This window comes from Campylobacter majalis (assembly GCF_905120465.1).
Taxonomy (GTDB): Bacteria; Campylobacterota; Campylobacteria; order Campylobacterales; family Campylobacteraceae; genus Campylobacter_A; species Campylobacter_A majalis.
This window is the reverse complement of sequence record NZ_CAJHOF010000006.1, coordinates 1-23,535: the sequence shown is the minus strand read 5'-3', so window position 1 is coordinate 23,535 and position 23,535 is coordinate 1. Positions and strand designations below refer to the sequence as shown.

General features: G+C 34.7%; 26 protein-coding genes. 20 read left to right on the top strand and 6 right to left on the bottom strand.

The window, feature by feature from the left end:
• Position 1 precedes the first annotated feature (1 nt).
• From LQU93_RS04130 to LQU93_RS04105, 6 genes are all read left to right on the top strand, one after another.
• Complete coding sequence (locus LQU93_RS04130) at positions 2-1,006, top strand: GGDEF domain-containing protein (protein WP_229932626.1); 1,005 nt, start codon at positions 2-4, stop codon at positions 1,004-1,006.
• A 3-nt stretch (positions 1,007-1,009) separates the two neighbouring features.
• Positions 1,010-1,555 (top strand): peptide deformylase, encoded by a 546-nt coding sequence (gene def, locus LQU93_RS04125; protein ID WP_229932625.1) that lies wholly within the window; start codon positions 1,010-1,012, stop codon positions 1,553-1,555.
• A gap of 2 nt (positions 1,556-1,557) precedes the next feature.
• Positions 1,558-3,075, top strand: coding sequence for a YifB family Mg chelatase-like AAA ATPase (locus tag LQU93_RS04120; RefSeq protein ID WP_229932624.1), 1,518 nt, complete (start codon positions 1,558-1,560; stop codon positions 3,073-3,075).
• On the top strand, positions 3,072-4,460 hold the full coding sequence (locus tag LQU93_RS04115) for an NAD(P)H-hydrate dehydratase (protein ID WP_229932623.1): 1,389 nt from the start codon (positions 3,072-3,074) through the stop codon (positions 4,458-4,460). Before LQU93_RS04120 ends, LQU93_RS04115 begins: the two co-directional genes overlap by 4 nt.
• Positions 4,442-5,014, top strand: coding sequence for a phosphoribosylglycinamide formyltransferase (purN, locus tag LQU93_RS04110; protein ID WP_229932622.1), 573 nt, complete (start codon positions 4,442-4,444; stop codon positions 5,012-5,014). Before LQU93_RS04115 ends, purN begins: the two co-directional genes overlap by 19 nt.
• A 76-nt stretch (positions 5,015-5,090) precedes the next feature.
• Positions 5,091-5,918 carry an ABC transporter substrate-binding protein gene (locus LQU93_RS04105; protein WP_229932621.1) on the top strand — a complete coding sequence of 276 codons (828 nt, stop codon included), beginning with the start codon at positions 5,091-5,093 and terminating at the stop codon, positions 5,916-5,918.
• 900 nt (positions 5,919-6,818) lie between these two features.
• On the opposite strand, the gene LQU93_RS04100 is transcribed toward LQU93_RS04105, so the two are convergent.
• Positions 6,819-7,949 (bottom strand): glycerate kinase family protein, encoded by a 1,131-nt coding sequence (locus LQU93_RS04100; RefSeq protein ID WP_229932620.1) that lies wholly within the window; start codon positions 7,947-7,949, stop codon positions 6,819-6,821.
• Complete coding sequence (locus tag LQU93_RS04095; RefSeq protein WP_229932619.1) at positions 7,946-9,328, bottom strand: GntP family permease; 1,383 nt, start codon at positions 9,326-9,328, stop codon at positions 7,946-7,948. Before LQU93_RS04095 ends, LQU93_RS04100 begins: the two co-directional genes overlap by 4 nt.
• 206 nt (positions 9,329-9,534) lie before the next feature.
• Between LQU93_RS04095 and LQU93_RS04090 the strand changes: the two genes are divergently transcribed.
• From LQU93_RS04090 to pseG, 10 genes are all read left to right on the top strand, one after another.
• Positions 9,535-10,404: a menaquinone biosynthesis family protein gene (locus tag LQU93_RS04090; RefSeq protein WP_268250042.1), complete on the top strand. Its 870-nt coding sequence runs from the start codon at positions 9,535-9,537 to the stop codon at positions 10,402-10,404.
• A complete protein-coding gene (fliQ, locus tag LQU93_RS04085; RefSeq protein WP_229932618.1) occupies positions 10,404-10,670 on the top strand; it encodes a flagellar biosynthesis protein FliQ in 267 nt (88 codons plus the stop codon). Before LQU93_RS04090 ends, fliQ begins: the two co-directional genes overlap by 1 nt.
• Positions 10,667-11,440 carry a UDP-N-acetylmuramate dehydrogenase gene (locus LQU93_RS04080; RefSeq protein WP_229932617.1) on the top strand — a complete coding sequence of 258 codons (774 nt, stop codon included), beginning with the start codon at positions 10,667-10,669 and terminating at the stop codon, positions 11,438-11,440. The genes fliQ and LQU93_RS04080 overlap by 4 nt, the downstream gene beginning before the upstream one ends.
• A 114-nt stretch (positions 11,441-11,554) precedes the next feature.
• Positions 11,555-12,115 (top strand): dCTP deaminase, encoded by a 561-nt coding sequence (gene dcd / locus LQU93_RS04075; protein ID WP_229932616.1) that lies wholly within the window; start codon positions 11,555-11,557, stop codon positions 12,113-12,115.
• 1 nt (position 12,116) lies between these two features.
• A complete protein-coding gene (locus LQU93_RS04070) occupies positions 12,117-12,698 on the top strand; it encodes a formyltransferase family protein (RefSeq protein WP_229932615.1) in 582 nt (193 codons plus the stop codon).
• A gap of 114 nt (positions 12,699-12,812) precedes the next feature.
• Positions 12,813-13,802, top strand: a complete 990-nt coding sequence (gene pseB, locus LQU93_RS04065; protein ID WP_229932614.1) for a UDP-N-acetylglucosamine 4,6-dehydratase (inverting) — start codon at positions 12,813-12,815, stop codon at positions 13,800-13,802.
• 9 nt (positions 13,803-13,811) lie between these two features.
• Positions 13,812-14,933: a UDP-4-amino-4,6-dideoxy-N-acetyl-beta-L-altrosamine transaminase gene (pseC, locus tag LQU93_RS04060; protein WP_418884061.1), complete on the top strand. Its 1,122-nt coding sequence runs from the start codon at positions 13,812-13,814 to the stop codon at positions 14,931-14,933.
• A gap of 10 nt (positions 14,934-14,943) precedes the next feature.
• On the top strand, positions 14,944-15,630 hold the full coding sequence (gene pseF, locus LQU93_RS04055; RefSeq protein ID WP_229932613.1) for a pseudaminic acid cytidylyltransferase: 687 nt from the start codon (positions 14,944-14,946) through the stop codon (positions 15,628-15,630).
• Positions 15,618-15,827 carry a hypothetical protein gene (locus LQU93_RS04050; RefSeq protein WP_229932612.1) on the top strand — a complete coding sequence of 70 codons (210 nt, stop codon included), beginning with the start codon at positions 15,618-15,620 and terminating at the stop codon, positions 15,825-15,827. The genes pseF and LQU93_RS04050 overlap by 13 nt, the downstream gene beginning before the upstream one ends.
• The gene (gene pseG, locus LQU93_RS04045) at positions 15,817-16,695 is read left to right on the top strand and encodes a UDP-2,4-diacetamido-2,4,6-trideoxy-beta-L-altropyranose hydrolase (protein WP_229932611.1); all 879 of its coding nucleotides are present in this window, start codon (positions 15,817-15,819) and stop codon (positions 16,693-16,695) included. Before LQU93_RS04050 ends, pseG begins: the two co-directional genes overlap by 11 nt.
• Here pseG and LQU93_RS04040 read toward each other — a convergent pair.
• Entirely contained in the window at positions 16,692-17,063 is a 372-nt protein-coding gene (locus tag LQU93_RS04040) for a hypothetical protein (RefSeq protein WP_229932610.1), read from the bottom strand. The genes pseG and LQU93_RS04040 overlap by 4 nt on opposite strands.
• 110 nt (positions 17,064-17,173) lie before the next feature.
• Positions 17,174-17,350, bottom strand: coding sequence for a hypothetical protein (locus LQU93_RS04035; RefSeq protein ID WP_229932609.1), 177 nt, complete (start codon positions 17,348-17,350; stop codon positions 17,174-17,176).
• A gap of 168 nt (positions 17,351-17,518) precedes the next feature.
• Between LQU93_RS04035 and pseH the strand changes: the two genes are divergently transcribed.
• Positions 17,519-17,980: a UDP-4-amino-4,6-dideoxy-N-acetyl-beta-L-altrosamine N-acetyltransferase gene (gene pseH / locus LQU93_RS04030; protein ID WP_229932608.1), complete on the top strand. Its 462-nt coding sequence runs from the start codon at positions 17,519-17,521 to the stop codon at positions 17,978-17,980.
• Positions 17,981-18,274: 294 nt separating this feature from the next.
• Here pseH and LQU93_RS04025 read toward each other — a convergent pair whose 3' ends face one another.
• Together LQU93_RS04025 and LQU93_RS04020 are read right to left on the bottom strand one after the other, a co-directional pair.
• Positions 18,275-18,958, bottom strand: a complete 684-nt coding sequence (locus LQU93_RS04025; RefSeq protein ID WP_229932607.1) for a PIG-L deacetylase family protein — start codon at positions 18,956-18,958, stop codon at positions 18,275-18,277.
• Positions 18,948-19,634, bottom strand: a complete 687-nt coding sequence (locus LQU93_RS04020; RefSeq protein ID WP_229932606.1) for a formyl transferase — start codon at positions 19,632-19,634, stop codon at positions 18,948-18,950. Before LQU93_RS04020 ends, LQU93_RS04025 begins: the two co-directional genes overlap by 11 nt.
• 144 nt (positions 19,635-19,778) lie before the next feature.
• Between LQU93_RS04020 and LQU93_RS04015 the strand changes: the two genes are divergently transcribed.
• The 3 genes from LQU93_RS04015 to LQU93_RS04005 all read left to right on the top strand — a co-directional run bounded on the left by LQU93_RS04015 (position 19,779) and on the right by LQU93_RS04005 (position 23,171).
• Positions 19,779-19,994 (top strand): hypothetical protein, encoded by a 216-nt coding sequence (locus tag LQU93_RS04015; RefSeq protein ID WP_229932605.1) that lies wholly within the window; start codon positions 19,779-19,781, stop codon positions 19,992-19,994.
• Between the two features lie 165 nt (positions 19,995-20,159).
• Positions 20,160-21,194 carry a pseudaminic acid synthase gene (gene pseI, locus LQU93_RS04010; protein WP_229932604.1) on the top strand — a complete coding sequence of 345 codons (1,035 nt, stop codon included), beginning with the start codon at positions 20,160-20,162 and terminating at the stop codon, positions 21,192-21,194.
• A gap of 3 nt (positions 21,195-21,197) precedes the next feature.
• Complete coding sequence (locus LQU93_RS04005) at positions 21,198-23,171, top strand: motility associated factor glycosyltransferase family protein (RefSeq protein WP_229932603.1); 1,974 nt, start codon at positions 21,198-21,200, stop codon at positions 23,169-23,171.
• Positions 23,172-23,535: the final 364 nt, after the last annotated feature.

Below are 23,535 nucleotides of genomic sequence, written 5' to 3'. Positions count from 1 at the left end.
CGTGCTAAAAATAGACAACGCACCAAAATATCAGCAAAGTAAAAAAATAAAAGAAGAAGCTGATATATATCAATTTTCAGAGAGTGTTTTAAAAGAGCTTACTCAAGATAATATCCCATCAATTCCTAGCAATTACTCCATATATTTTGAGAAGCTTTTAGGTGAGCGAACGGATGAATTTAAAGAAAAGCTCGGAGGTGCGTTGTCGTTTTACGAAAAATCTAGTCCAAAGATGTCAGAAAGCTCAATTTTTATCGAAAAAGAGATAAAACAAGGGTTTATGCAGATTAAAAGTATGTTGCAAGCCGTCGCTTTGATATATAAAAATTTAGGACTTATGAAAGGTGTTACCAAAAAACACATAAATACGCTTAGCTCAAATAGTGATTTGTTGGCGGTGCAAAATGTTCTAGCGTCGTTTAATACTGACTTGGTTAAATTAGTTGGCTTGATGGACAAGCATGTTGAAGTTATACGCACTAACTACGAAGAGATAGGCAAGATGTTTAAAAGCATTGAAGAGCTAACTGTATATGATGCTACATATGAAGTGTATAATAAGAAATTTTTAATTAATACCATGAATTCAGAACTAGAAACAGCCAAGCGTTACGGATATAGTTCATCTTTTTTGATTACGAAAGTTAGTGAAAAAGTTCTTTTTGGTATAGAAAATTTAAAGGAAAGAACAGAGTTATTTAAAGCCATAGCACAGTTTTTATTAAAAATTTCAAGACGAAGTGATGTTGTGGCACATTATGGCGATGGGCATTTTGTTGTTGTGATGAAACATACAGATATGGACGGTGCAAAACAGGCTTGTAATAGGATGTTAAAATTGTTTGAAGCCACAACACATCAGATAAATGGAAGACAAACTAGCGTTAAATTATGTATGGTTGTTGCACAGTTAAATAAAAATGCAATAAGCATGGAGGAAGTTTTAGCTGGTGCTTTGGATGCACTAGGTAGTGGGGATTTTGACGAACCTATATTTTTGGAGTGATATTTGATACTTGATATTTTAACTTACCCTAATAAAAAACTATACGAAATTTCAACTGAAGTAACTGAATTTGATGACAAACTGCATAAATTATTAGATGATATGTATGATACCATGATAGCAAAAAATGGCATCGGACTTGCCGCTATTCAAGTAGGGATAGCAAAGAGAATTTTGATAATTAATTTATTTAATGAAGAAAAACAATTACAAGATAAAGATGAACTAATTGAGATTATAAATCCAAAATTTTTAGAGTTAAACGGCGAGTGCGTGTATCAAGAGGGCTGTTTGTCTGTGCCTGATTTTTACGAAGATGTAAAACGTGCAAAAGATGTGAAAATAAGCTATCAAGACAGATACGGCAATGTATGCCAAATGCAAGCCAATGGGCTTTTGGCTATAGCTTTACAGCATGAAAATGACCATTTAAACGGTAAGCTTTTTATAGAGAAAATTGGTTTTAATCAAAAAAAGAGATTTCAAAAAGAGTTTAAGCAAGGCAAAAAGCAATCAAAACCACATAATCGCAAAAATAGTAAAACGTAAGAATGAAAACTTTAAGTTGTGCTACGTATCATGACGGACTTAATATCGTTGAAGTGGAGTCGGTTTTCTCGCGTGGGCTTCCTGGATTTAATATAGTTGGTTTAGCAGGAACAAGTATAAAAGAGAGCACAGAGAGAGTTAAGGCGGCTTTAAATTTTTTAAATTTTACATTTCCTGCTCAAAAAATTACTATTAATTTAAGTCCATCAGATCTACCAAAAAACGGCTCACATTTTGATTTAAGCATAGCACTTTTAATCGCTTTACAAAAATCACGCAAACTAGATAAAATTTTTGTTTTTGGCGAACTAGGGCTTGATGGAAGTGTTAAAAATACGGCAAGTTTATTTTCATTATTATTATTTTTAAGTATACAAGCACCAAATTCAAAAGTGTTAGTCCCAAGCGAAATAGCACAAAAAGCAAGTGAAATACAAAATCTTGAAATTTATGCTGTTTCTACGCTTAATGAAGCTATCAGATTTTTTGAAGATGATGATTTTAGACATAATTGTATGCTTAAAAATGCTCATCCTATTTTAAAAAATGTAATTGAAATTTACGGACAAAAGTATCTGCCAAATTCTGATTTTAAGCTTGATTTTAAAGATGTAATTGGACAAACCAGAGCCAAGCGTGCGTGTCTAATCGCCGCTGTTGGAATGCATAATATAATATTTGAAGGAAGCCCTGGATGTGGCAAAAGCATGTGTGCTAAGCGTTTAGTATATATCTTGCCACCACAAAGTTTAGATGAGGTTTTGAGTGCAGCAGCATATCGCTCACTAAATATGCAAGAAAGCGATTTTAGTAGTATTAGGGCTTTTAGAAGTCCGCATCATACATCTACTCGCTCAGCACTTTTTGGTGGAGGAACTAGCGGAGCAAAGATTGGCGAGATAGCCCTGGCAAATAGTGGAGTGCTATTTTTTGATGAGTTTGTGCATTTTTCTAAACCCATTATTCAAAGTCTTCGTGAGCCACTAGAAGATCACTGCATTCATATATCTAGAGTAAATTCAAAAATAACTTACGAGACAAAATTTTGTTTTATTGCTGCACTTAATCCTTGTCCTTGTGGAAATTTGTTAAGCACGAGTTTAAATTGCAGATGTAGTGATAATGAGATAAAAAATTACAAATCACGACTATCTGAGCCAATTTTGGATAGAATTGATTTATATGTGCAAATGTCTGAAATAAGCCCAGACGACAAGGCTGATATGAGTTCAACACAGATGAGTCAGATGGTATTAAAGGCATTTAAGTATCAAAAGGCAAGAGGACAAAAAGAGCTAAACGGCAAACTTAACGATGATGATGTGAGTAAGTATTGTGTGTTGCAAGATGAAGCAAATCAGACGCTAAATAGTGCAATATCACGCTATAATCTATCGCAACGTGGTATAAAAAAAGTGCTAAAAGTAGCAAGAAGCATAGCTGATTTGGACGAGTGTGAGTTAATTAGCAAGGCTCATTTAATGGAAGCTTTAAGCTACAGAACAAGAGGGGCGGAATGAAAAATTTATATATAAATAATGCCAAGCTTGATAAACGTGCTATAAAAAAATACAATTTAAATGATGAAATTTTAATGCAAAATGCTGCTATTAAAATGGCAAATCATATAAATAAGCGTTTTAAAAAAGCGAAAATTTTATGTGTTTGTGGTGGTGGCAATAATGCCGCTGACGTCTATGCGATGGCTAGAATTTTGCAAAACAAACATCAAATAATGATTTATCAAACGACAAAACAATTAAAGCCATTGGCAAAAATAGAGTGTGATAGGGCAATAAAATCTGGCGTTAAATTTATAACCAAACTTAAAAAAGCTGATATTGTAGTTGATGGGATTTTTGGCATTGGGCTAAATCGAAAACTAAGTGACGATACTATAAAGTTGATTAAAAAACTAAATTCCATAAAGGCTTATAAAATTGCTTGTGATGTGCCAAGTGGGCTTAGTGCTAGCGCAGAGATTTTAGGTGAGTGCTTTAAGGCTGATGTTACCATCACAATGGGTGCTTTAAAAACATGCCTATATACAGATTTTGCAAAGGATTATGTTGGCAAGATAAAGGTTGCAAATTTAGGCATAAGTAGGCAAAATTATGAAATTAAAACAAAACTTAAACTTCTTCAACGCAAGGATTTAAAGCTACCTTATAGAGACAAAAAATGTGTCAATAAGGGTGATTTTGGTCATGCAGCCATAATTTGTGGCAAACACCAAGGGGCGGCTAAAATCGCAGCCAAAGCAGCATTTAGCATAGGTGCTGGATTAGTTAGTGTAGTGGGGCGATGCGATACGTTAAATAGCTATTTAATGAGTGCTAAAAATATAAGCGATAAAATGAATGCTGTAGCTGTTGGCATGGGCTTGAGCGACGATGATATTGCTGGGTTAAATATGCAAAATTTAAGCACCAAGTCGCTTGTGCTAGATGCTGGTATGTGCGATTGCGAAAATACACTTAAGCTTTTAAGTATAAATAAAAAAATTGTTTTAACGCCGCATCCAAAAGAGTTTGTTAGACTGTTAAAATTAGCAAATTTAGCTGATATAGTTGTGTCAGAACTTCAAAACAATAGGCTTTATTATGCCTTGAAATTTACTCGTAAGTTTAAGTGCGTTTTAGTGCTAAAGGGAGCAAATACTATCATTGCGTCTAATAAAAAAGCGTATTTTATGCCATATGGGACGCCAACTTTGGCCAAAGGTGGCAGTGGGGATTGTCTGTCTGGATTAATAGCTGGATTAATGGCTCAAGGCTACAGCCCTAAAAAAGCAGCTATAAGTGGCGTTTTGGCACATGCTTTATCAATACAAAAATTCAGTAAAAACTTTAGCTTAAACGCAAACGATATAATAAAAGGGATAAGATGCCTAGCAAAAAAATAGCAGTATTATTTAGTGGAAGCGGAAGTAATTTAGAAGCAATTTTAAGCAAAATTCATAAAAAAGTTTTTAATGGTATAAAAATCGAAGTGGTGCTTTGCATATGCAATAAACCAGATGCTTTTGGCATACAAAGAGCTGAAAAATATGGTCTTAAAACCACAATAATACAAAACAAAAATTTTTCCACTAGAGAAGAATTCGATAATGAATTAGTAAAAGAGATATCTAAATACGATATTGATTTGGTTGTATTGGCTGGATTTATGCGTATATTAACTCCAGTTTTTACCGATCATATACGTGCAATTAACCTACATCCATCGCTCCTGCCACTGTTTAAAGGTTCTGATGCTATTAAGCAAAGCTATGAGAGTGATATGAAAGTAGGTGGCGTGAGTGTGCATTGGGTGAGTGATGAGCTTGATGGTGGCAAATTGATTATGCAACGTGCTTTTGAGCGAGAGGATGATATGAGTTTTGAGAAATGGGAAAGAAAAATCCACGAAATAGAGCATGAAATTTTGCCTTTAAGCATAGTTAAAATTTTGTCTTAATGGGGCTTGTTGGTTTTAAAATATCTTAAAAACATGTAGTTTTTGTTGTATTAAAATTATAAAATTAGGAGAAGCTATGAAAAAATCACTACTTTTAAGTTGTTTATTGTTTGCAAATTTATATGCTGTTGAATGCACTGATATTTATGGATATGGAGACGATGAGATTAAGGTTGCCACTGGTAGTCCTGGCGAACTTGGTCTTTTAAAGGTGATTTCTGAAAAATTTAGCGAGATATTTGGTGTTAAAATTTGCTGGATTAAGGCTGGTAGCGGAGAGGGATTAAATATGTTAAAAGATGGCTTAGTTGATGTTACGATGAGCCACTCGCCAAAATTAGAAAAAGAGCTTATTGCAAGTGGTGTTGCTAAAAACCGCACATTAATTGGCTCAAATGAGTTTTATATAATCGGTCCAAAAGATGATCCAGCAAAGGTAAAAAGAGCCAGGAGTGCGGCTGAGGCGTATCATCGCATAGCAACTAGCAAGTCGTTGTTTTACACACGCGATGACAAGAGTGGCACACACGTAAAGGAGCTAAAAATATGGGAGTTAGCGGGTATTGTGCCAAGCGGTGAGTGGTATAAGTCAAATCGTGATTTCATGACAGCCACTCTTAAAAAAGCAGACGAAACAAGTGGCTATTTTATGAGCGATTCAAGCACTTATATAAGTGTAAAAAATGAGCTTTTAAATATTGAAAAGTTATATTCTGGAGATAAAGTGCTTGTAAATGTCTATGCTGCTATGAGTGGGATAAACGCAGACACAAAGGCTGATTTGTTTGTTGATTTTTTAAAAAGTGACGAGGCACAAGAGATGTTTAGAAACTATGGCGTGAGTGAATACGGCGAAGCAATGTATAATGATGCTAAGTACTCATTGCAGTTTTTTGAGCCATAATTTTAGCCAGATGTTATATTTGCTAGGTTGCGATAAAGTCAGATTGTAATTTTACTCTTAACACTTTAGAAAAATTGTATTGTTTTGTTTTGGTGTTAAAAAATTTTAAAAGCAAAATTTAGATAAACTCTAGCTATTTTTTGCAAAGATTTATGGATAAAATCTTTTTTATATGTTTTAAATTTAGACATTTATCTTAAGTTGATTTTTGTTTGCAAACTATCTTTTTGTGGCAATAAACTTTATAGTATTATATTGGCAAATGTTTATGCAGTAAAACATTTTTAAAAATCATTAAAATACTACACAATTAAACTTTGTAAAATTTAGTCAAAACAACAAAATGAAATAATTTAACTCAAACAAAGCAGGGTTAAAATTGAGTAAATTTAACAGCAAAATCCAAATAAATGAGAGTTGTTTTAATACAAAAGATTGTATGGCAAAAAGAAACACAACGCAAGTTGGAAAATACCTATATTTTTGCTTTACAATTATAAAGCGAAATGAAAAAGCTTTATGCTTAGACAGTTGTAAGTGGGCTTTTATCGACACTTAAATCCCATAAGTATAAAGTCCAAGCATTGCAATTTTATACTTTGCTTGCTGCTTTACAAGAAGCAAACGGCATAAATCTACCCTTAAGATTAAAAATTTTAAGGGTATCAAAAAAGTTTCTTCTATATTTGTTTAAAAGAAAGTGGTTTTTGTATAAAATACAAAAACCTGTGAGAAAATTAATAGTGAGTTTTTGTAAATCAACAAGATAAATCGTAATTAAAATCAAATTTGATTTGTTTGAGTTTAAAATTAAATAAAAGCATGTCTAAATTTATCAAAGCGTATTTGATAAATTTAGTTACAAACATAAGCAAAAATATCTCAAATTTAAGGGCTGTTTTAGCCCTTATGATTTATTAAAAATAGCCTTAAAACCTGTTCAGCAACACGTTTTAAATTCTCTTTTGATACCTCTTTTTTCATTGATTCGTCTAGACTAGTTGGCTCGTTTTGTATGCTAAAAAACGCATCTATTCCATTTTCGTTGCATTTACTTGCCTCTTTTGTCACGCCACCAGCGAGCGCAACAACAGGCTTATTGTGTTTTTTGGCTAGTTTTGCTACGCCTGTTGGAGTTTTGCCCATGGAGCTTTGAAAATCAAGTCTTCCTTCGCCGGTTATGATAAGATCTGCGTTTTTGATCTCGTCTTCAAGCCCTATCTCTTCGCTTACAATTTTCACGCCAGGTTTTAATCTAGCATTTAAAAAGCTTACTAACCCATATCCTAGTCCGCCAGCTGCACCAGCTCCGCATAGCTTCCAATGCTCAGTATCAAAGTGCTTTGTAACGACATCTGCAAAGCTTGTAAGACCAGCGTCTAGCTCACGCACCATTTCAGGTGTGGCACCTTTTTGCGGAGCATAAATATAAGCGGCACCATTTTTGCCAAATAGTGGATTATCAACATCACAAGCTATTAAAAACTCACTATCTTTTAGCTCAGGCATTGCATTTTTACTTGAAATTTTAGCTATTTTAATAAGCCCTGAACCATTTGGTTCAACCAAATCGCCACTATCATCATAAAATTCAAAACCTAAAGCCGATAGCATACCGATACCGGCGTCGTTTGTCGCACTTCCACCAATGCCAATTATAAATTTTCTAGCACCTCTTTCAATGGCGTCTTTTATCATCAAGCCAAAGCCATAAGTGCTGGTTTTTAGTGGATTTCTTTCATCTTTTGTTAGCAGAGTTAGACCAGATGAACTTGCCATTTCCATAATGGCTGTTTCGCCAACTAATGCATATTTGGCTAGAATTTTAACGCCAATTGGATTTTGTGTGATTATTTCTATATATTTTCCATCTAAAGCATCATTTAGTGCTTCAACCGTCCCTTCGCCTCCATCAGCTACAGGCTTTACACTTACATCGCAAAGATGCTTAATTCCACTTGCTATTGCCTTACCGGCTTCAAGTGAGCTTAGTGAGCCTTTAAATGAATCAATTGCAACTAAAACTTTCATAATAGCACCACCGCACAAGCATAAACGCTTAAAATCCCTACAATTCCCATGATAAATGTAAGCATGGATTGTGTTTTATAGCCTTGCTGAGGTGTCATTTTGCTGAAATTTGTTACAACCCAGAAATAGCTATCGTTTGCATGAGAGACGGTCATCGCACCAGCACCGATTGCCATGACAGCTAAAACCGCACCCATTTGGCTATCAAGCCCAAGCGTGTGCATGAGTGAGCCATCTCCTGCTGTATATGCACCCATTATTGAGGCGGTAGTGATAATTGCTACAGTTGAGCTTCCTTGTGCCGTTTTTAGTACGGCTGCAATTATAAATGGGAAAAATATCCCTGCCGTTTTAATCACTTCGGCATTTTCTTTAATAAATCCTACAAAACCAGCCTCTGTGATAACCTTGCCAAGCACACCACCAGCTGCGGTGATAAATAGTATCGGACCAACTACTTTTAAAGTCTCCTCCGTGATTGAGCTAAAAATTTTAATCTTGCCAGTTTCAACAAGTAAAATAATTGCAAATATCACGCCAACTGCTAGTGCAATGATAGGGTTACCTAAAAATACCAAAATGCTACCATAGGATGAGTCTTGAAGGTTTGCCATATTTATAACAGACGCAAGTCCCATTAAAAATATCGGCACAAATATAGGTGCCAGACTTAAAAAGCCACTTGGTAACACACCGTATTCTTTTATGAGATCGTTGTATGATTTTTGTATTATGATATTGTCCGCTGTAGTATCTATATCGACTTTTGGACCAATATATTTAGCAAAAAAATACACCGCTATAAGAACAGGCACAGATACGATTGCGCCCATAACTATAACTAAAAATAAATTTGACGCTACACCTAGATGTCCGGCTGCTGCGATAGGACCTGGTGTTGGCGGTATAAACACATGTGCAGCATACAATCCGCCACTAAGTGCTACGCTCATACCAACTGGATTTGCTGCTATTTTGTTTTTAAGAGCATTTCTTATTGGATTTAAAACAACAAAGCCACTATCGCAAAATACCGGTATTCCTACAATCCAGCCCATAATCAGCATGGCAAGTTCTGGAAATTTCTTGCCAACTAGCCCCACAACTATATCGGCTAATTTGAGTGCAGCACCTGTCTTTTCCAGAATTGAACCAATTAATGCACCAAATATAATAACTATACCAATACTTTTAAATATGGCACTAAATCCATCGCCTGTCATGCTTGGAATTTTGCTAACTGGAATACCAGAAACTAAAGCCAAAAGCAGTGATATGCTCATCAAGGCTAAAAATGGATGAACTTTTAGTTTTGATATCATAAAAATCATGGCAATAATCGCCAAGATAAAACAGATGATAAGCAGAGTAGGACTCATGGTGTCTCCTTAATGTTGCAATTTCTCATCAAGAGTACTTTTTGTGAGTTTGGGTTGCCCTTGATAAATTTTGCATTTAAATCTGAGTTATCCTATCAAAATAAACTTTGAAAATTTATAAAATATTTATAAAATTTTGTGATTGATTAAATAGTGTGTGAAATTTAAACGAAATTTAGCTAAAATCACTAAAAAAGGATAAAATTTTGAAGCACTTTAAGCAAATTGATGTGGCACATTCGCCTGATGCTGATGATATTTTTATGTATATGGCTATAAAATTTGGTTGGGTTGATAGTCAAACTCTTAGATTTACAAACACCGCTTTGGATATACAAACGCTAAACGAAGAGGCCTTAAAGGGCACTTTTAGTGCTACAGCTATTAGTTTTGCTTTGTATCCGTTTATACGCGATGAGTATGCACTTTTAAGGACGGCGGTTAGTTTTGGTAACGGATATGGACCAAAACTTGTAAAGAAAAAAGGTGCAATCTTAAAACGAAATTTTAAAGTTGCACTTAGTGGAGCTCACACGACAAATGCGATGCTATTTAAGATAGCATATCCAAATGCAAAGATAGTGTATAAAAATTTTCTAGATATAGAAAGTGCCGTTATTGGTGGGGAGGTTGATGCTGGAGTTTTGATACATGAAAGCATATTAGAATTTAGCGATGAGTTATGTGTGGAGCGTGAGTTATGGGATATATGGTGCGAATTGGCTGGTGAGATGCCGTTGCCACTTGGCGGTATGGCTCTTCGTAGATCGCTACCATTAACAGATGCGATAGAAACAGAGCGTGTTCTAACCGAAGCTGTGCGTGTAGCAACATCGCATAAGCCGTTTTTGTCGCATATGTTAATGGAAAGAAATATGATACGTGTCGATAAACACAAGCTAAAAACATATTTAAATATGTATGCAAATGAAAACTCAATATCAATGGATAAAATAGCCATCAGCTCACTCAATAAGCTTTATGAGATAGGCTACAAACATGGGTTTTATGATGCATTAATAGACGCAAATGACTATTTTATACCAACTGAGTATAATCAAACAAGGTTTAGTTAATGCAAAGCACACTTGTTGCACTTGGGATAGAGACGTTTAAAATCGCACTTTATTTAAGTCTTCCAATGCTTTTAAGTGGGCTTGTGGCAGGTTTGCTAATCTCGATATTTCAGGCAACAACACAGATAAATGAAACAACACTAAGCTTTGTACCAAAGATAATTTTAGTAGTTGTTGTAATTATATTTTTAATGCCGTGGATGGTTACGATGATGAGTGAATTTACTACACGAGTGATAGAAATGATACCGGAGTTTATTAGGTGAAGCGAGAGATTGATTTTGCTAAATTTAGCTCTGTAAAAATTGGCTGTGTGTGTGAAGTAAGCGTGATAAACTCAGTAGATGATGACGCTGTTGGCTTTTTGATGATCGGTGCTGGTAATAATATCTTAGTTTCAAATAATCCGCCAAAAATCGCAATGCTTGGCGATAGTTTTGATTATATTAAAATTGATGGCGATATTTTAGAGATTGGTGGAGCTTGTAAGTCTGGTAAAATTTATAATTTTGCCAAAAAAAATGATTTAGCAAATTTTGAGTTTTTAAAATCAATCCCTGGCACACTTGGCGGACTTGTTAAGATGAATGCGGGACTTGGAGGCGTTAGTGTAAGCGATTATTTAACTCACGTTAGGCTTAAAAGTGGCTGGATAGAGCGAGAAAATTTTAATTTTTCGTATCGATACAGTGGCATAAATGAGTGTATTTATGGGGCAAAATTTAAAATAAAACGCGGTTTTAGTCAAGATAAGGCAAAGTTTTTTGAGGAAAAAAGAGCAAACCAACCAAGGGGGGCAAGTTTTGGCTCAGTGTTTGTAAATCCGCATGGCGATTATGCTGGTAGGCTTTTAGAAGCGGTTGGGCTAAAGGGTTATGTCAAAGGTGGAGCGATGTTTAGCGATGTTCATGCAAATTTTATGATAAATTTTAATAATGCAAGTTTTGACGATGCGATGTGGCTTATAAACGAAGCAAAACGCAGGGTAAAAGATAGCTTTCATATAGAGCTAAAGTGCGAGGTTGTTGTGCTATGAATGATTTGATAAACGAAGCCTTGGCACTTTTGTTAATAGCGATTTTTGTTTTTGGCGTAGCATGGTTTAAACAGAAAAAATATGATAAATTAGACGAAATTTCAAAGGATTAAAATGGGATTAAAAAGCGACAAGTGGATAAGAAAAATGAGCAAAGAGTGCGATATGATCGTGCCTTTTTGCGAGGATCAAGTCGGTAGTGGCGTGGTAAGCTACGGCGTTAGCAGTTACGGCTATGACATACGCGTGGCTGATGAGTTTAAAATTTTTACAAATATTGGTGGCACAGTTGTAGATCCTAAGAATTTTGATGAGAAAAATGTAGTTGATTTTAAGGGTGATGTTTGTATAGTGCCGCCAAATTCGTTTGCGCTTGCTAGAACGGTTGAATATTTTAATATGCCAGATGATGTCCTAGCAATTTGCCTTGGTAAAAGCACATACGCAAGATGCGGCATAATCGTAAATGTCACGCCGTTTGAGCCGGGGTTTAAGGGGCATATTACGATTGAGATTTCAAACACAACTCCACTTCCAGCTAAAATTTACGCAAATGAGGGCATCGCACAAGTGCTATTTTTGCAAGGTGATGAGCCGTGCGAGGTAACATATGCTGATAAAAAGGGTAAATATCAATCACAAGAGGGCATAACTTTGCCTAGGATTTTAAAATAAAATGGCAAAAATTTTATATTTGAGCAACGATGAAGAGCTTTTTGAATTTTTAAAAAGTGATAACAATGAACTAGTCCAAACCATGGATGATATTAGTGAAAATTTTGTTAAAAATGAAAAATTTGATTTTATTATAAGCTATAGGTATCTTAGAATTTTAAAAGAGGATGTTTTAAGACACTTCAATCAATCTGCTATAAATTTACACATATCATTTTTGCCTTATAATAGAGGCGTTTATCCAAATTTATGGTCTTTTGTTGAAAATACTCCAAATGGAGTAAGTATTCATTATATGAGTGCTGGACTTGATAAAGGTGACATAATAGCCCAAAAACAAATAGTATTTAATCCAGAAAATGAAACTTTTTTAAGTAGCTACAACACTTTACAAAGTGAGATTAAAGGGTTGTTTAAGAAAAATTGGTTAAAAATAAAAAACAAAACTATTAAACCCAAAGCACAAATTGGCATAGGTAGCTATCACAGATATAGCGACGCTGATTATTTGCTTAGTCTAATGCCAAATGGGTGGGATACAAATGTAGCTGAGTTTTTAGAAATTTTAAACAAAAACAGATAAGATGTGTTAAAAATTTACTTTTTCAGTAATAGAATTTGGCACTATTGCTATATGGTGGTATAAAATTTGCTTACACTTTTTTATAGTTAAATGTGTCTTGCAAGGAGCTGGTTAATGTTTAATAACAAAAGTATTTTAATCACGGGTGGAACTGGTAGTTTTGGTAAGAAATACACAGAAATTTTGCTAAAAAATTATAAACCAAAGCGTCTAGTTATATACTCTCGTGATGAGCTAAAACAATATGAAATGTCACAGGTGTTTAATGATAAAGTTATGCGTTATTTTATAGGCGATGTAAGAGACGCAAATCGTCTAAAAACCGCAATGAATGGTATTGATTTTGTCATTCATGCAGCCGCTCTTAAACATGTGCCAATAGCCGAATACAATCCAATGGAATGCATTAAAACAAATATAAATGGTGCCCAAAATGTCATAGATGCAGCCATTGCAAATAACGTTAGCAAGGTGATTGCACTCTCAACTGACAAGGCTTGTAATCCAGTAAATTTATATGGTGCTACAAAACTTGCTAGTGATAAATTATTTGTCGCAGCAAATAACATAACGGGTACAAAGCAGACGCGTTTTTCAGTCGTAAGATACGGCAATGTTGTCGGTTCGCGTGGGTCGGTTGTGCCATTTTTTAAACAGTTAATATCACAAGGTGCAAAAGAGCTTCCAATAACTCATCCTGATATGACACGTTTTTGGATTACGCTTAGACAAGGCGTAAATTTTGTGCTTAAAAATTTTGAACGTATGAAGGGTGGAGAGATTTTCATACCTAAGATCCCATCGATGACAATTCCAGATCTTGCTCGTGCTTTAGCACCAGAACTTGGCATAAAAGTCATTGGCATTCGTCCAGGTGAAAAGATGCATGAAGCCATGATAGGCAAGGACGATGCTCATTTGACACTTGAGTTTGACGATCACTATGTCATAACGCCATCTATTCAATTTACATTACAACAAGATTTTAGTGTAAATATGCTATCAGAAAAGGGCGTTAGGGTCGCTGATGATTTTGAGTATAGTTCTGATAAAAACAAAATTTGGCTTGATAAAGATGGCTTATTAAAAATGATAAATGAGTAAGGAAAAACAGTGAGATCTTTTATCCCTTACAGCAAACAACAAATTACAGATGACGATATAGCTGTTGTTTGTGCTGCAATGAAAGGTGAATACTTAACTGGCGGGACTGCGGTTAGTGAGTTTGAAAAGGCACTTTGCAAATATATAGGCGTAAAGCATGTGGTTGTCATGAACTCGGCTACTTCGGCTTTACATGTGGCTTATTTGGCACTAGGTGTTGGGGTTGGCGATGAGGTAATAACTACACCAATAACTTTTGCAGCTACTGCAAATGCGGCGTTGATGTGTGGTGCTGATGTAAAATTTTGTGATGTTAAAGATGATGGCAACATCGATGAAAATCTCATACAAAAACTAATCACTTCAAAAACAAAGGTCATAACCGCTGTCGATTTTGGCGGAAATGCTGTAGCAATTGATGAAATTTTAAAAATAGCTAGACAAAATGGATTAAAATTAATAGACGACGCCTCTCATGCACTTGGAAGCGAGATAGATGGAGTTAAGGTAGGAAATCATGCTGATATTAGCATTTTTAGCTTTCATGCTATTAAGCCAATTACAACTTTTGAAGGTGGTGCGATTGCAACAAATAGCGATGAATATGCTAATTTAGCTCGTCTTTATCGCTCACACGGCATAGTAAAAACTGAGCTTTGGGATAGCGATATGAGTGAGCTAGGATATAATTATCGTCTTAGCGATGTCGCTTGTGTTTTAGGACAAAATCAACTAAAAAGGCTTGATGATATGATTGCTGTGCGTGAGAAAATCGCACGTTATTATGATGAAAGGTTTAAAAGCCAGACTAAATTTAGTATTGTAAAAATTGAGCCAAATAAACGATCTGCTAGACATCTTTACGTTGTTCTTTTAAGCGAAAAATTAGCTCAAAAAAAGGCTGAAATTTTTAAAAAACTGCATGAGATGGGCGTTGGAGTGCAGGTGCATTATAAGCCAACGTATAAATTTAGCTATTATAAACAAAAATATGGCGAAATTTATTTAAAAAATGCTGAGAATTTTTACTTGCGAGAGCTTAGTTTGCCGTGCCATCAAAGCATGAGTGACGATGATGCAAAGTATGTGGCAGATACGTTTTTAAGCGTATTGGATGAGTTTGGCAATTAAAGGATAAATCATGCTTTGTATCATCCCAGCTCGTGGCGGAAGCAAGCGAATACCTAAGAAAAATATCAAAGATTTTTGTGGGCTTCCACTCATTGCTTATAGTATCCAAACAGCGATAAAATCAGGAATTTTTGATAAAGTTATCGTCTCAACTGATGATGAAAAAATTGCCGAAGTTGCACAAAAATTTGGTGCAATTGTGCCTTTTGTGCGTGAAGCGACTTTGAGCGATGATTACGCTACAAGCAGTGATGTCGTGCGTGATGCAATTTTAAAATGTGGCAATAATTTTAGTCAAATTTGCTGTCTTTATGCGACTGCACCGCTTTTGACAAGTGATATTTTGCGTGAAGCAGCACTGAAATTTCAGAGTGAAAAATGTGAGTTTTTATTTTCGGCTACTGAGTTTGGCTTTCCTATTCAAAGGGCAATAAAGCTAGATATTAACGGCTCCGTGAGTATGTTTTATCCTGAGTTTGAGCTAACTCGTTCGCAAGATTTAGAAAAATCTTATCACGATGCAGGGCAGTTTTATTTTGGTACAAAATCTGCTTGGCTAAGCAAAAAGCCAATTTTTGCACCGCACTCTAGGGCGTTTATTTTGCCTAGAAATTTAGTTTGCGATATCGATACGATTGAGGATTTTGAATTTGCAAAAAAGCTTTATCAAATCGAGCATAAACAATGCCAAAGCTAGACACTATCGGTATAAAAACCAACTTTTTAAAAACCGCAATGTGGGGTTTTATCTGCAATAGTTTTACAATCCTTTCGCAGCTGCTTTGTCTTAAAAAATTTATAAACTGCTATTTTAGTATTTTGGGCTGCGTGGTTTGCGACAGTAGTGCTTTAAATGCTCAAAATTTCATGCCAAGGCGATTTAGTGAGTTATAGTAAAATTTCAGATCTAAAAACTCTTATTAGAGCTGATAGTAGCGACAAAATCGGACATGGACATGTAAGGCGTGATTTGGTTTTAGCAACAAAAATTAAAAATGTGAGTTTTGCAAGTGTGCGAATGCAAGGCGATATTTTTAGCGAGATAAATTATCCAAAAACTGAGTTAAAAACGCTTGAAATCTCAGAGCTTATAAGGCTTATAAATGATGAAAATTTTGAACTTGTAGTGCTTGATCACTATGGTATAGATTATGATGCACAAAAGGCAATATCAGAGCAAACAAGGGCTAAAATTTTAAGCTTTGATGATGATTATAGACGGCATTATTGCGACATTTTGTTAAATGTAAATCTATTTGCAAAGCCAAAAATGTATGAAAATTTAATCCCAAAAACGGCTGAGGTTTGGTGTGGGCAAAATTTCTTGCTTGTTAGAGATGAGTTTTACGCTGAAAAAAAGATAAAACGTGCAAAAATTTATGATTTTTTTATTGGTTTTGGTGGAACGGATATCTTAAATATAAGTGGCAAAATCGCTGAAATTTTACTAGCAAAATCCGCCAAAATCGCTCTAATCACAACGAGTGCAAACGCAAATTTAGCCAAGCTTAAAATATTGGCGGATAAAAACGAAAATCTAAGCCTTTTTATAAACTCAAACCAAATTGCAAAATTGATGAATGAAAGCAAAAGCCTAATAATCCAATCAAGCAGTTTTGTCAATGAAGCCATGGTTTTAGGGGCAAATTTCACAGCTGTAAAAACAGCCAACAATCAAAATGAGCTTTACAAATGGCTTAAATCAAACGGCTTTAAGACCTATAAAAGCGATGAAATTTTACAAGTCTTAAAATATTTTTAGCAAAATTCTATCTTAAAATTCTCGCTCGTTTTGGCGATTTTTTGCATTAGTGCAGTTTGTTTGTGCTTGTTAAACTCAGCTTTTGTTTGCACTAAAGTATGAAATTTAGCATCGATTTTAAGGACACTAAAGCCAAACAAAAGATCAAATTTTAAAGCATTTTGGTTTTTGTTTTGCACCATTGCATAAAGCGTATCGGTGAGCGAAAAACAAAAATCTAAAAAGTAAAATGCCACCGCCGATATGCCAAATGGGCTAAATTTAGGTTTAAAAAACAATCCCCATTTTGGCTCATGATCATTGATAAAATGCACTCCGCCGACAATTTTACCATCTGCGATGACTGCAAAGTAGTATTTTGTAAGCATACTTTGGTTTGCAAAAGTAGTGATTTGCGTGGTGTGATTTGCAGTGTAGGTATGAAAAATACTCTGTGTTAGAGTTTTTTGGTTATTATTTGTGTCATTTAGTGCTAAATTTACTTGAACCCCCCCCCATTTTGCGATAGCGTTTTAAGCCAAGTTTTGTGTGTTTGCATAGTTATTTCATCGGTGTTTGCACTCAATGCTTTAATGTGTGGCAAGTTGCGAATTGCAAGTAAATCGGCGTGTTGGGTATCATTTAAATTTAGATAGTTTAAAAGATAAATTTTCATTTTTGAACTCCTTTGGATATTAAATTTAATTTTTGTTTAACAACAAAGATGCTAGGTCAAGCTTTTATGTAAAATAAGCATTTTTACATCGCTTTTAATTAAATGCTTATTTTTGAAATTGTTTATAATATTAGCAAAATCGTGCTAAAATAAAACAAAAAGGGTGTTATGAGACTGATAAATTTTACAGAGCTTTCACACAGTCAAAAGATGATGATTTTAAAGTGGCGAAACGATGAACAAGTGGCAAAATTTATGCTAAATAAAAACATAAGCGAGATGGATCATTTAAATTTTATTCAAAGCTTAAAAACATGCACGCATAAGCTTTATTTTTTAGTAAAAAATGATGATGTTTTTGAAAAATGTGATATTGGCGTCATTTACTTTACTGATATTTGCAAGGAAAGTTGCGAGTTTGGATTGTATGCAAATCCAAGCCTAAAAGGTGTCGGCAAAGTATTGATAAAAGGCGTTATCGACTATGCATTTTGTGTGTTAAAAGTCAAAATTTTAAGTGCCAAAGCGTATAAATCAAACGAAAAAGCCTTAGCACTTTATGATAAATTTGGCTTTGAAATTTGCAGCGAAGATGATGAGTTTTTTCATCTGAGACTTGTAAATTCGTAAGTATAAAATGCTAAAATCAAACCATAATCTAGCCTAGAGTTGCAAAGATCTGCTGCAAATTTACGCAAGTGAAAACTTCCAAGATTTGCAGATTTGAAAGGATAAATCAGTAAAATTGTATGGGTAAAATGGCTTAAATTTATTTTAAAATTTACAAATTCGCACCCAAATTAGCCAAAAAGCAGATACTGCAAGGTAGACAGTAATTCTAGCAAAAACTAAGGTAAATTTATGCTTGATTTAGCACAAAACAAATTTGCAAATTTTATGAAATTATCGTAATCCCACGCCAAACTAGCGTAAAATACGCACTGTTTTAAACGCTTCGGCGTATTTTAGTCCAACTCTCATGCCGTGATATTTTGCTGTTAGTTCTATACCGTCAATACTTCGTGGGTGTGGGTATTTGCGTAGCTCAGATGCATAAATGCTCATGGCTTTTTGTTTTAGACTTAAAGTCTGAGTGATATCGTAAAACACATCAGGAGCGAAGCTTTGCGGATAGTTCCATTCAGTCGATGATAGTGCTTCAAAGCTATAAATCTCACGCACACACTCATCTATCATTGGTCTAGTTGAGGTAAGCACGGCGTTGTAGGTGATACGGTGATCGATGTTTAAATCATTTGCAAAATGCGTAAAAATGATGTCTGGTTTGATTAAATTTTTTACTTTATCAACGGCTTTTACGATATCTAATAAATCAATGCTATCAAAGCGATTGTCGGCAAAATTTTCAGTAAAAACCTCTTTTATGCCAATGACTTCATTTGCTTTTAAAATTTCGTTATTTAGCATTTTTAACTCGTCTGCTTTGTTGCTTACGTCACGAGTTTTATCACGGCTTGTCTTGCCCTCGCCAAGTATCAGCGTGTAGGCTTCATAACCAAGTAAGATAAGCCGTGCCACCGTGCCAAAACACCCTAACACCTCATCGTCTGGATGTGCTGCAACGATTAAAATTTTCTTATTTTTCATTTATTTCAAACCTTCCTGTTATTTTTCCATCTTGAAATTTTGCCTTACTTAGTTCGATTTTATAGCCATCAATTTGCAAAAATGCCCTTGGATAACCCTCACCATCAAGCATACGGACAAAATCGTAAATTTGACGTAGATTTGGTTTGTTTAGCGTGGCTAAATCGCTTTGTGCTGGTGTGCGACGTTTAAAACTAACAGCTTCGCCAATTTGTGGCGTTGCGACGATGTTTTCGGCTATGATTTGTGGTATCATTTTGGTAAAAATCACATCCGAAATTCTAGTCAAAATCTCGTCCATATTGCCATCACTTAAATCAACGTCACATTTTAGATACACATCACCAGCGTCTAGTTCTTGCACGGCCTTTAGGGCGGTGATTTTTGTTTTGTAAATGCCACGAGTGATTAAATTTTGTATCGGAGAGCCACCCCTGCCAAATGGCAAATCTGATGTGTGAAATATTACGCAATTAAAATTTTCGTAAATCTCAGGTGGGATAATCCACGACCAGTGTGGGAAAAAGATAAACTCTGGCTTTAAGTGGTTTAAATTTTGCGCATTTAGCTCATCTTTTTGCGTGATTAGTATGAAGTTGTATCGCTCATCGCAAAGTTGGCGGAAATTTTGGATATTGACACTTTTGATTGTGGCTATGACGATATTTTGCTTCATTTTTTTGCCTTGAAATTTTTATAGATTTATACCATAATTTTGCTATAATTTACAAAATATGAAATCCAAAGTGGCTAGGATACAGACTTTAGCGTTTAGTGCAAGTGAGATTTCATAGATAAACTCAAGTTATTTATTGCTAAAATGCTGATAGTTATAGTTGGCTATAGTGCAAGAAACGAACGAGATAAGTTCGCAAGTGCAAATTGGTATGTGCCGTATTGGCAAGAGCGACTTGAAACTTATAGCTTTGGTAAAAAATGCCTAAAAATAGTAAATTTAGTAGGCATTTTGACGGCAATTTTAGGGAGATTTTTGACTTTATTGCTGCTGATGACAGGGTGTGGGTTGAAAATTTAGAGATAATATTTTGATTTACTCGCTTTGTGATTTTTATTGCAGATACTGCAAATTAGTGAAATTTCAAAGCGAAAATATTGAGAATTTGGTTTTAAAGGCTATGTTGCACCATATTTGATATGGCAAGACGATTTTTGGAGTTTATAAAAATATTTGGGATAAAAAATGAAAATAGGCAACTTTGACACAGACAAAAAGGTCTTTATTATAGCTGAGCTTTCAGCAAATCACAGTGGGAGTTTGCAAACTGCAATAGAGACGATAAAGGCAGCAAAAAGGGCTGGTGCAGATGCGATAAAATTGCAAACTTATACGCCAGATAGCATAACTATTGATTGTGATAAAGATGATTTTTTAATCAATGGCACATTGTGGCATGGTAGGCGTTTGTATGAGCTTTACGCTGAAGCTATGACGCCAAAACAGTGGCATAAAGAGCTTTTTGATGTAGCAAAAAGCGAAGGGCTTATTTGTTTTTCTACACCATTTTGCAAAGACGATGTGGATTTTTTGGAGCAGTTTAATCCCCCAGCGTATAAGATTGCTAGTTTTGAGGCAAATGACTATGATTTTATAAGATATGTCGCTAGTAAAAATCGCCCAATCATCATCTCAACAGGCATAGTAACAAAGCAGGAAATTTTAGATATTGTTGGTGTTTGCAAAGATGTTGGCAACGATGAAATCATGCTTTTAAAATGCACTTCAAGCTATCCAGCTAAACTGTCTGATATGAACTTGGCTACCATTGCTGATATGAGGGGACAATTTGGTGCCGAGATTGGCTTTTCAGATCATACTCTTGGTATCGTAGCTCCTGTTGTTGCTGTTAGTTTAGGGGCTAGAGTGATTGAGAAGCACTTTATTCTTGATAAGAGTGTTAAAAGTCCAGATGATGCGTTTAGCTTAGATGAACGTGAATTTAGCGAGATGGTAAAAGCTGTTCGCGACACAGAAGCACTGCTTGGCAAGGTAAGCTATGAGTTAGACGAGAAAAGCATACAAAATATGAGATTTGCAAGATCGCTATATGCCGTTAGTGATATTAAAAAAGGCGATAAATTTAGTGATGAAAATGTAAAAAGCATACGTCCAGGGTATGGTTTGGCACCAAAGTACAAGCAAGAGCTATTTAAAAATATATCAAAGCGTGATATTGGGCGTGGAGAAAGAATAATAATGAGTGATTTAAAGGAGTAAGTAATGCAAGGTAATGACTTATTTAAACGAAATTTACAAGCACTTTTTCAGCAAGATGAAATTTTAGCCGCTAGACTTTTTAATATCAATGAAAACAGTAAATATGATGTTTTTGTAAATCAAAATGATCCTATTGACATAAACATAATCAATAAAGAGACTTTACAATACATGTATGAAAATCCAGCAAAAGATATACAAAATATGCTAGAAAATACTGAGCGAGAATATAAACGCTATCCTATTATGTATTTTTATGGGTTGGGGAATGGGGTGTTTTATAAGGCACTTTTGGCTAATAAAACGCATCAAAGAATTGTTGTAATAGAACCCGATCTTGAGATTATTTATATAGCTTTAAACATGATTGATCTAACGCAAGAGTTGGCTAGTGAGAGACTTACGCTGTTTTATTCTGATTTTGCAAAATATGCACATTTTGTAATGCTTGTCACCAAAAAAGAGATAAAGTCTTATTCAAAACTTTATGAACTTCATATTCATACGCCGTTTTACGAAGAAAATTTTGCCGATGACATAATCGAGGTAAATCAAAATATCGCAAGAGCTATTGCCCACATGTTTGCATCTCATGGCAATAGCATAGATGATAATTTACAAGGCGTTGATCAGCATTTTCGAAATTTAACCAAAATGATAAAGGGTTATGCCTATAAAGATCTAATTAGGGCAAGGCATAAGAAAGTAAAAACAGCAGTTATCGTAGCCACTGGACCATCGCTAACTAAACAACTTCCACTATTAAAAAAGATAGCACCTTATGTAAGTGTAATAAGCGTGGATGCGTCATATCCGATACTTTTAAAGCATGGTATAAAGCCTGATTATGTTACATCTATAGAGAGAGTTGAACTAACTTCGACATTTTTTGATCACAAAGATGAAAAATTTGACAAAGATATATATTTTATCGTTGCTTCACTTACTCATCCTAAAACTGTTGAGAAAATTTTACCACGAAGACTTGTTTTAACAATGAGACCATCTCAAGAAGAGCTAAGAATGAAGATTGATAAGTATGGGTTTTTGGGTATTGGTCATAGTACGGCAAATCAAGCATATCAATTAGCCTATGTTTTAGAACATGAAAATATAGTTTTAATAGGGCAAGATTTGGCATTTGGCAAGGATGGTGCTAGTCATGCCGAAGGTCATGCATTTATTCAACAAGATGAATTTTTGTATGTTACGGCATATGGTGGCGAGGGTGAAGTAAGGACTACATACGCATGGAAACTATTTAAAAATCAGTATGAAAAAGATGTAGAAGAAGCAAATACAAATGATGTTAAAACCTATAATTGTACTGAAGGTGGAGCAAGAATAAATGGTTGTATAGAAAAGCCGTTTAATGAAATCGTTGATGAAATTTTAAGTAGCAAAAAACCAAAAAAACTAAAGCACATCAAAAAGGCAAATCAAAAAGAAATAGATAAAAATTTACTAACGTCTTATAAATACATAAAGACAAAATTATCTGTACAAAATAAGTGCAAGGCAAAATGCGAAAAGGTATTTTTAAAGCTAACGCCAAAAATCGATAGACTTTTGGAGCTAAAAAAAGAGTCCAAAATTAACGAAACGCATTTTGATGAGTTGGTGAGTATAAGTGAAGAAATAGATCGGTTAAAAGATTTCTTCTCTACTAAAAAAAATATGAGATATGCAGAAAATATCCTTTCAATTTCAGTATTCTTTCAAGAGCTAGAACTAGCTAAGATTGCCGTTGCACCTAGCGAAACAGTAGAGCAAAAAATAAATAAGCTACTAGAGTGGGTTGAGATACATAAATATTGGATTTTTTCTGTGGCTGGTGGATTAAATGCTGACATACAAACTACAATAAATGCATCACAAGACTTATTGGCAGAGCTAAAAAAACGAAATTTAATAAAACAAGACGATAGCTTTGGTGATATAAATGAGACTTTTGTGTTTAGAAGAGGGGCTATTTAAAATTGGTGTGTATTCCCTAATGCAAGAAGCAATGCTAAGAATTTAGTAATATTAGGACAAAATTTAGATTAACCTAGCTTAAATTTTAGTAAAATAAAGCACTAGAAGTTAGATTATAGTTGTGTTTTTATAAAGCAATGAGTGTAGCGAATGTAAATTTGTTTTTATGATTTTTGAAAAATGGTTAAATTTTGGAGCTGTTTTCTACTTCGCTTCGCTCGTAGCTTTCCAAATCAAAACAAAAAACAAAGGATCAATTTAACTTAAAGCTCATTTTATTTGCTTTAAGTTATGATTTTACTGATGAAAAACAAGTATATTTATCGTTATTAATTTAAGAAGCCAAATTTAAAGAATTTTGAAA